Annotated in this window: 4 protein-coding genes; 2 read left to right on the top strand and 2 right to left on the bottom strand. The window is 71.1% G+C overall.

Going from position 1 to position 6,000, the window contains the following annotated elements; genetic code table 11:
- Nucleotides 1–1,215, top strand: coding sequence for a zinc metallochaperone GTPase ZigA (gene zigA / locus ABDW35_RS06390; protein WP_343713015.1), 1,215 nt, complete (start codon nt 1–3; stop codon nt 1,213–1,215).
- Nucleotides 1,216–1,225: 10 nt separating this feature from the next.
- Here zigA and ABDW35_RS06385 read toward each other — a convergent pair whose 3' ends face one another.
- Nucleotides 1,226–3,013 (bottom strand): diguanylate cyclase, encoded by a 1,788-nt coding sequence (locus ABDW35_RS06385; RefSeq protein WP_343713014.1) that lies wholly within the window; start codon nt 3,011–3,013, stop codon nt 1,226–1,228.
- A 208-nt stretch (nt 3,014–3,221) separates the two neighbouring features.
- Here ABDW35_RS06385 and ABDW35_RS06380 point away from each other — a divergent pair, with 208 nt between their 5' ends.
- Nucleotides 3,222–4,511, top strand: a complete 1,290-nt coding sequence (locus ABDW35_RS06380; RefSeq protein ID WP_343713013.1) for an FAD-binding oxidoreductase — start codon at nt 3,222–3,224, stop codon at nt 4,509–4,511.
- A 6-nt stretch (nt 4,512–4,517) separates the two neighbouring features.
- On the opposite strand, the gene dacB is transcribed toward ABDW35_RS06380, so the two are convergent.
- Nucleotides 4,518–5,960, bottom strand: a complete 1,443-nt coding sequence (dacB, locus tag ABDW35_RS06375; RefSeq protein ID WP_343713012.1) for a D-alanyl-D-alanine carboxypeptidase/D-alanyl-D-alanine-endopeptidase — start codon at nt 5,958–5,960, stop codon at nt 4,518–4,520.
- Nucleotides 5,961–6,000: the final 40 nt, after the last annotated feature.

Below are 6,000 nucleotides of genomic sequence, written 5' to 3'. Positions count from 1 at the left end.
ATGCGGCCCGACGCCCGCCTACCCGTCACCGTCCTCTCAGGCTTCCTCGGCGCCGGCAAGACGACGCTGCTGAACCACGTCCTGCGCAACCGGGAAGGCCGCCGGGTCGCGGTCATCGTCAACGACATGAGCGAGGTGAACATCGACGCCGAGCTGGTCCGGGCCGGCAGCGCCGGTCTCAGCCGCACCAGCGAGACCCTGGTCGAAATGACCAATGGCTGCATCTGCTGCACCCTGCGCGACGATCTGCTGCGCGAGGTCCGTCACCTGGCCGAGCAGGGGCGGTTCGACTGCCTGGTGATCGAATCGACCGGCATCTCCGAGCCGCTGCCGGTGGCCGCCACCTTCGATTTTCGCGACGAGGACGGCGCCTCGCTCGGCGACGTCGCCCGCATCGATACCATGGTCACGGTGGTCGACGCCGCCAACCTGCTGGCCGATTTCGGCTCGACCGACTTCCTGCGTGACCGCGGCGAGACTGCCGGCGACGAGGACGGCCGCACCCTAGTCGACCTGCTGGTCGACCAGATCGAGTTCGCCGATGTGGTGGTGCTCAACAAGATCGACGCGGCGACGCCGGAACAGCGGCGGATGGTCCGCAGCGTCATCGCCGGGCTGAACCCGGAGGCCGCGATCGTCGAGGCGAATTTCGGTGCCGTCGCCCTGGATTCGATTCTCGGCACCGGCCGTTTCGACTTCGACCGGGCCCGCGAACACCCGCTCTGGTTCAAGGAACTGTACCAGTTCGCGGAGCACAAGCCCGAGATGCTGGAATACGGCGTCGAGAGCTTCGTCTATCGGGCCCGCCGCCCCTTCCACCCCGCCCGGCTGCACGCCGCCTTCCAGCGCCCCTGGCCCGGGGTGATCCGCTCCAAGGGCCATTTCTGGCTGGCGACCCGGCCCGGCTGGGTCGGGGAGATGAGCCAGGCCGGCGCCATGCTGCGGCACGAGGCGATCGGCTTCTGGTGGGCGGCGGTGCCGCGGGACCGCTGGCCGAAGGACATCGAGATGCGCGGCATGATCGAGGCCCGCTGGGACCCGGTGTTCGGCGACCGGCGGCAGGAGCTGGTGTTCATCGGCATCGGCATGGACCAGGCGGAGATCCGGCGCGACCTCGATGCCTGCCTGCTCGATCCGCAGGCCGGCGGCAGCTTCGACCCGGCACGCTGGGCCGACTTGCCCGACCCCTTCCCTGCCTGGCGCCGCGCTGCGTAGCCGGGCTTTCCTACGCCGAGGCGCGCGACGGCGGCTCCGGCTCGGCGCTGCGCCCATGGAGCCGCTGCTTCGCGGCGTAGAGCCGGGCGTCGGCCACCGCGGCCAGCCCGTGCTCGTCTTCCGCATCCCGGGGCAGGAAGGCCCAGCCGATGCTGGCGCCGACCGACACCGTCCCGTCCCCGACCGGAATGGGCGCGGCCAGCGCCGCCCCGATCCGGCCGGCCAGCGCTTCGATCTCGGCGGCGCCGAGTTCATCGCCGATCACGGCGAACTCGTCGCCGCCCGTCCGCACCGGCGTCATCCCATCGGGCAGGGCCGCGGCCAAGCGCTGCGCCAGGGCGCGCAGCACGGTGTCGCCGGCCAGATGACCGTGGCCGTCATTGACCGCCTTGAAGCCGTCGAGATCGACCACCATCAGCACCGCCCCTTCCGACCGATGGCGCCAGGCGGCGATCCGGTCGCGTAGTGCGGCGTCGAGCGCATGCCGGTTCGCCAGCCCGGTCAGGGCGTCGTGATTGGCCATATACTCGATCTTCTGCTCCAGCGTCTTGCGGGCGGAAACGTCCATGAACGAGCCGACGACGCGCAGCGGCTTTCCGTCGGCGTCATGCTCGACCACCCGGCCCCGCGCCAGCAGCCAGAGCCAGCCGCCCCCCGGTGCGGGCCAGCGGTATTCGGCGACACAGGTCGCGGAGCGGCCGGCCAGATGGTCCTCCAGCGCCGTCGAGACGGCCTCGCGGTCCGCCGGGTGGATCTTGCGCAGCCAATCGTCGAACGGCAGGCTCGGCGCCACATCGGCCCGCGCGGCCAGCGAGCCGGCATCGAGGGCGGAGAGCCGGCGGGACGGTACCTCCAGGTCCCAGATGCCGTCATTGGTGCCTTCGAAGGCCAGGGCCAGCCGGTTCTCGCTTTCTGCCAGGCGCCGTTCGATCCGGCGGCGCGTCGCCATGATGCTGGCGACCAGAACAGCGGCGAGGGAGATCAGCGCAACCGAAAGCCGGGTCGACAGCAGAATCCGCAGCGGGTCCTCGGCCACGGTCTGCGATGGCAGCCGGTCGAGGCCGAGGCCGAGGGCCGCGAAGATCCACAGCCCCACCAGCGCCGCCATCACGGTGGTGGCGAAGATGCCGGACCGCATCGCCGACCAGATCAGCGGCAGCAGCAGATAGCCCGTGGTGCCGATGCCGCCGGTGGCGATCCCGAGCGCCGCCATCAGGACCAGCAGCATCACCGGCCCCGCCAGCTCCGGCAGTTCCTGCCGGGTCAGGCGCGAGACCCAGCCCGCCGGCCAGGGACGCTGCGGCAGAGTCAGCGCCACCGGAAGCACCGCCGCCAGGCTGGCGATCTCCGACATCCACCAGGTCGCGGTGTTCAGCAGGATCGAGGAGTCGCCGAGCAGGGCGAAGCCGAGCGCCGAGACGATGCCGCCGGCCAGGGCCGACAGGATGCAGGCGACGCCGACGCGCAGCACGGCGGCAGGCTGGTCCAGCGTCCGGCCTTCCACCCCCAGCGGCGCCAGCACGACCAGCCCCGCCGCGATCTCGGCCAGGTTGGACAGCAGCAGAACCAGCGCCAGTTCGATACTGCGCCCGTAGGACAGGTCGGCGGCGATGAAGGCGATGCTGACTCCGACCCAGCAGATCGGGTCGAGACGAGTCGGCCGACGCAGGAACCAGCCGATCAGGGCACCGTTCGCCGGCCAGAACAGGGCAAGCGGCTCCAGCCCCTTCGTGGCGATGCCGAGCACCGCCAGCACGAAGGTCAGGACCATCGCCTCCACGGCGTCGCGAATCTGCATGCGCTCCGGCAAAGGTGCACACCCCGGGGTCACGGCATATGGTCCTATTCTCGCCCGTCACCCCGGCCGGGACAAGCAAACAGCCATCCGTTCGGTTTCGGCGTCCGTCATGCGGGCAGGACATGACGGACCGGGCGTCCGCCCGGCTGGCCGGCCCGGCCCCGCCCAAGCTATTGAAGGCGCCATCCGAGGCCAGATCAACCGTGTCATGCAAGCAGCCGGCCATGTCCGCTCCTGGTACGCCGCCACCGCCAACCGCGATCTCCGCTTCTCCGCGCTGGAGGGGGATCTGCGCTGCGACGTGCTGGTCGTCGGCGGCGGCTATACCGGCCTCTCGACCGCGATCGAGCTGAGGGAGCGCGGCCTGGACGTCGTGCTGGTCGAGGCGCATCGGGTCGGCTGGGGCGCTTCCGGCCGCAACGGCGGCCAGGCGGTGACAGGCTTCAACAAGGGCATCGGCACCATCGCCGGCTGGGTTGGCCGCGACGACGCCCGCAAGCTGTGGGACATGTCGGAGGAGGCCAAGACGCTGCTGCGCCAGCGCGTCGAGCAGTACGGCATCGATTGCAACCTGCGCTGGGGCTATGTGCTGGGCGCGCTGAAGCGCCGGCATATGGAGGAGCTGGAGGCCCATCTCACCGAATGGGACGGGCTCGGCTACCACCAGGGCCGGATGCTGTCGCGGGCCGAGATCCGGGCGCTGGTCGACGCCCCCAGCTATGTCGGCGGCCTGCTCGACAGCGGCAGCGGCCAGTTGCACCCGCTGAACTACGCGCTCGGCCTGGCCGATGCGGCGCGGGCGCTGGGCGTTCGGATCTTCGAGGACACGCCGGTCACACGGCTGGATCAGGCCAAGCCGGCGGTGGCGACGACGCCGAAGGGGCGCATCACCGCCGATTTCGTTGCGCTGTGCGGCAACGCCTACCTGCCGGCGCTGTCGGCCGAGGTCGACCGTACCATCCGCTCGCGGGTCATGCCGGTGGGCACCTACATCATCGCCACCGAGCCGCTGGGCGAGGAACTGGCGCAGCAGACCGTCCCGTCCGGCTTTGCCGCGGCCGACATCAACTTCGTGCTGAACTACTACCGGCTGAGCCATGACGGCCGGATGTTGTTCGGCGGCGGCGTCAGCTATTCAGGCTATGAGCCGCGGCGGCTGGCCGAGACCATGCGGCGGACGATGGTGCGCACCCTGCCCCGCCTGGCCGGCAAGACGGTCGAGTTCTGCTGGGGCGGCCATGTCGGCATCACCATCAACCGCACGCCGCATTTCGGCCGGGTGGCGCCGCACATCTTCTTCGCCCAGGGCTTCTCCGGCCATGGCGTGCTGCTGACCGGCATGGCCGGGCGGGTGATGGCCGAGGCGATCCGCGGCCAGGCCGACCGCTTCGACGTGTTCGCCCGGATCCCGCACCAGCCCTTCCCGGGCGGAAGGCTGCTGCGCATGCCGGCCCTGGTGCTGGCGATGGCCTGGTACCGGCTGCGCGATCTGGTCTAGGAGCTGCTAATAAGCGGCGGCCCACTGCCGCAGTAGCTCTCGCTCCGCCGCCCGGGCCCGGCCGATCCAGCGCCGGGCCGGCTGCGACACGGTCAGGACATAGGGGTCGGTCGCCGCATCGGCCGCGGCGCGCTGCAGCTCGTCGACGACGAAGATGGCGAAGCCGAGCTGCCGGCCGCTGTTGGCCGTGAGATATCCGGCCAAGCCGCAGACATAGCCCATGGTGCCGGTCTTGGCGCGCAGCCGGCCGGGCGGCAGCGGCGGCGGATCGCCGGCGTCGGCCTCGCCCCCGCCATCCGGCCGCTCCGGCATCAGCGCCGGGAGCCCGATCCGGTTGCCCTCGATCAGCACCGCGGCCATCTGCACCGGCGAGATCCGGGCATTGGTGCTGAGGCCCGAAGCCCCTGGGATCGACAGTCCGCTCCAGTCGATCTGCGGCAGCTTCTGCGCCCACCAGGCGGCCAGCGCGCGGCCGGCCTCGCCCTGGGTGATGCTGGCGCGGCCCAGCAGCTGGCGCGCCGCCATCATGCCGATCATCTCGGCCGACAGGTTGTTGCTGTATTTCAGCACCCGGGTGACGATCGCCGGCAGCGGTTCGCTGTCGTGCCGCGCGATGATCGTTCCCTCCGTCGTGCGCGGCCCGATCGACGGCGCCGGCAGCGCGATGCCGGCGTCGCGCGCGAAGGACCGGAAGATCTCGGCCGCGGTCGCCGACGGATAGCGGATCGGCAGCAGGTCGGAGCCTTTGTCCGGCAGGCGCGACGACAGGACCCAGCCTTCACGCCCGTCGACCGGGCGATAGGGCGTGGCCGCGCCCTCGCTGATGTCGACCCAGGGCAGAGTGACGTTGCGCCCGTCCGCGACGGCGTCGGCCCGGGCCTGGAGTTGCCCCTGCCGGGTCTGCCAGCTCACCCGCAGCGCGTTGAAATTGACCGCCAGGCCGGTGAGGCCCGGATTGTACGAGGCCGCCAGGGGCTGCAGCCGGTCGAGGAACGGCAGGGCCTGCAGCACCGTGTCGTCGACGATGAAGCGGCCGGTCACCCGCGTGATGCCGGCTTGGCGAACTTGGCCGACCAGATCCGCCAGGTCATTGATGTCGAGGGTGGGGTCGCCGCCGCCGATCAGCGCCAGATCGCCGTTCAGCACGCCGCCGGCAATGGAGCCGCTGGCGGTGACGAAGGTGGTGAAGCGATGGTCGACGCCCAGGATCTCGATCGACGCCAGCATGCTGGCGACCTTCATGGTCGAGGCCGGGATCATCGGCCGTGCCGCCTGGGCGCTGTCAATCAGCTGGCCGCTCTGCGCGTCGAACACGATATAGGCGACGTCCCCGGCCGGCAGGCCGGTGCGGGTCGCCGCAGCGCCGGCCTGGGCCAGGGCCGCCTGGGCCGGCAGGGCGGCCGCCAGGACCAGCAGCAGGAACAGGCGGAACAATCTGGTCAGGGGCACGGGCCGGCATCCTCCGCATCGCGTCGCGCCCTCCTATAGC

Source organism: Inquilinus sp., assembly GCF_039594555.1.
GTDB lineage: Bacteria > Pseudomonadota > Alphaproteobacteria > DSM-16000 > Inquilinaceae > Inquilinus.
The sequence above is the reverse complement of the archived record's forward strand: the minus strand, read 5'-3'. Positions and strand labels throughout refer to the sequence as shown.

Coding starts and splice junctions, on each gene's coding strand:
- ABDW35_RS06380 (WP_343713013.1), top strand. CDS start 3,222: ATGCAAGCAGCCGGCCATGTCCGCTCCTGGTACGCCGCCACCGCCAAC.
- ABDW35_RS06385 (WP_343713014.1), bottom strand. CDS start 3,013: ATGCAGATTCGCGACGCCGTGGAGGCGATGGTCCTGACCTTCGTGCTG.
- zigA (WP_343713015.1), top strand. CDS start 1: ATGCGGCCCGACGCCCGCCTACCCGTCACCGTCCTCTCAGGCTTCCTC.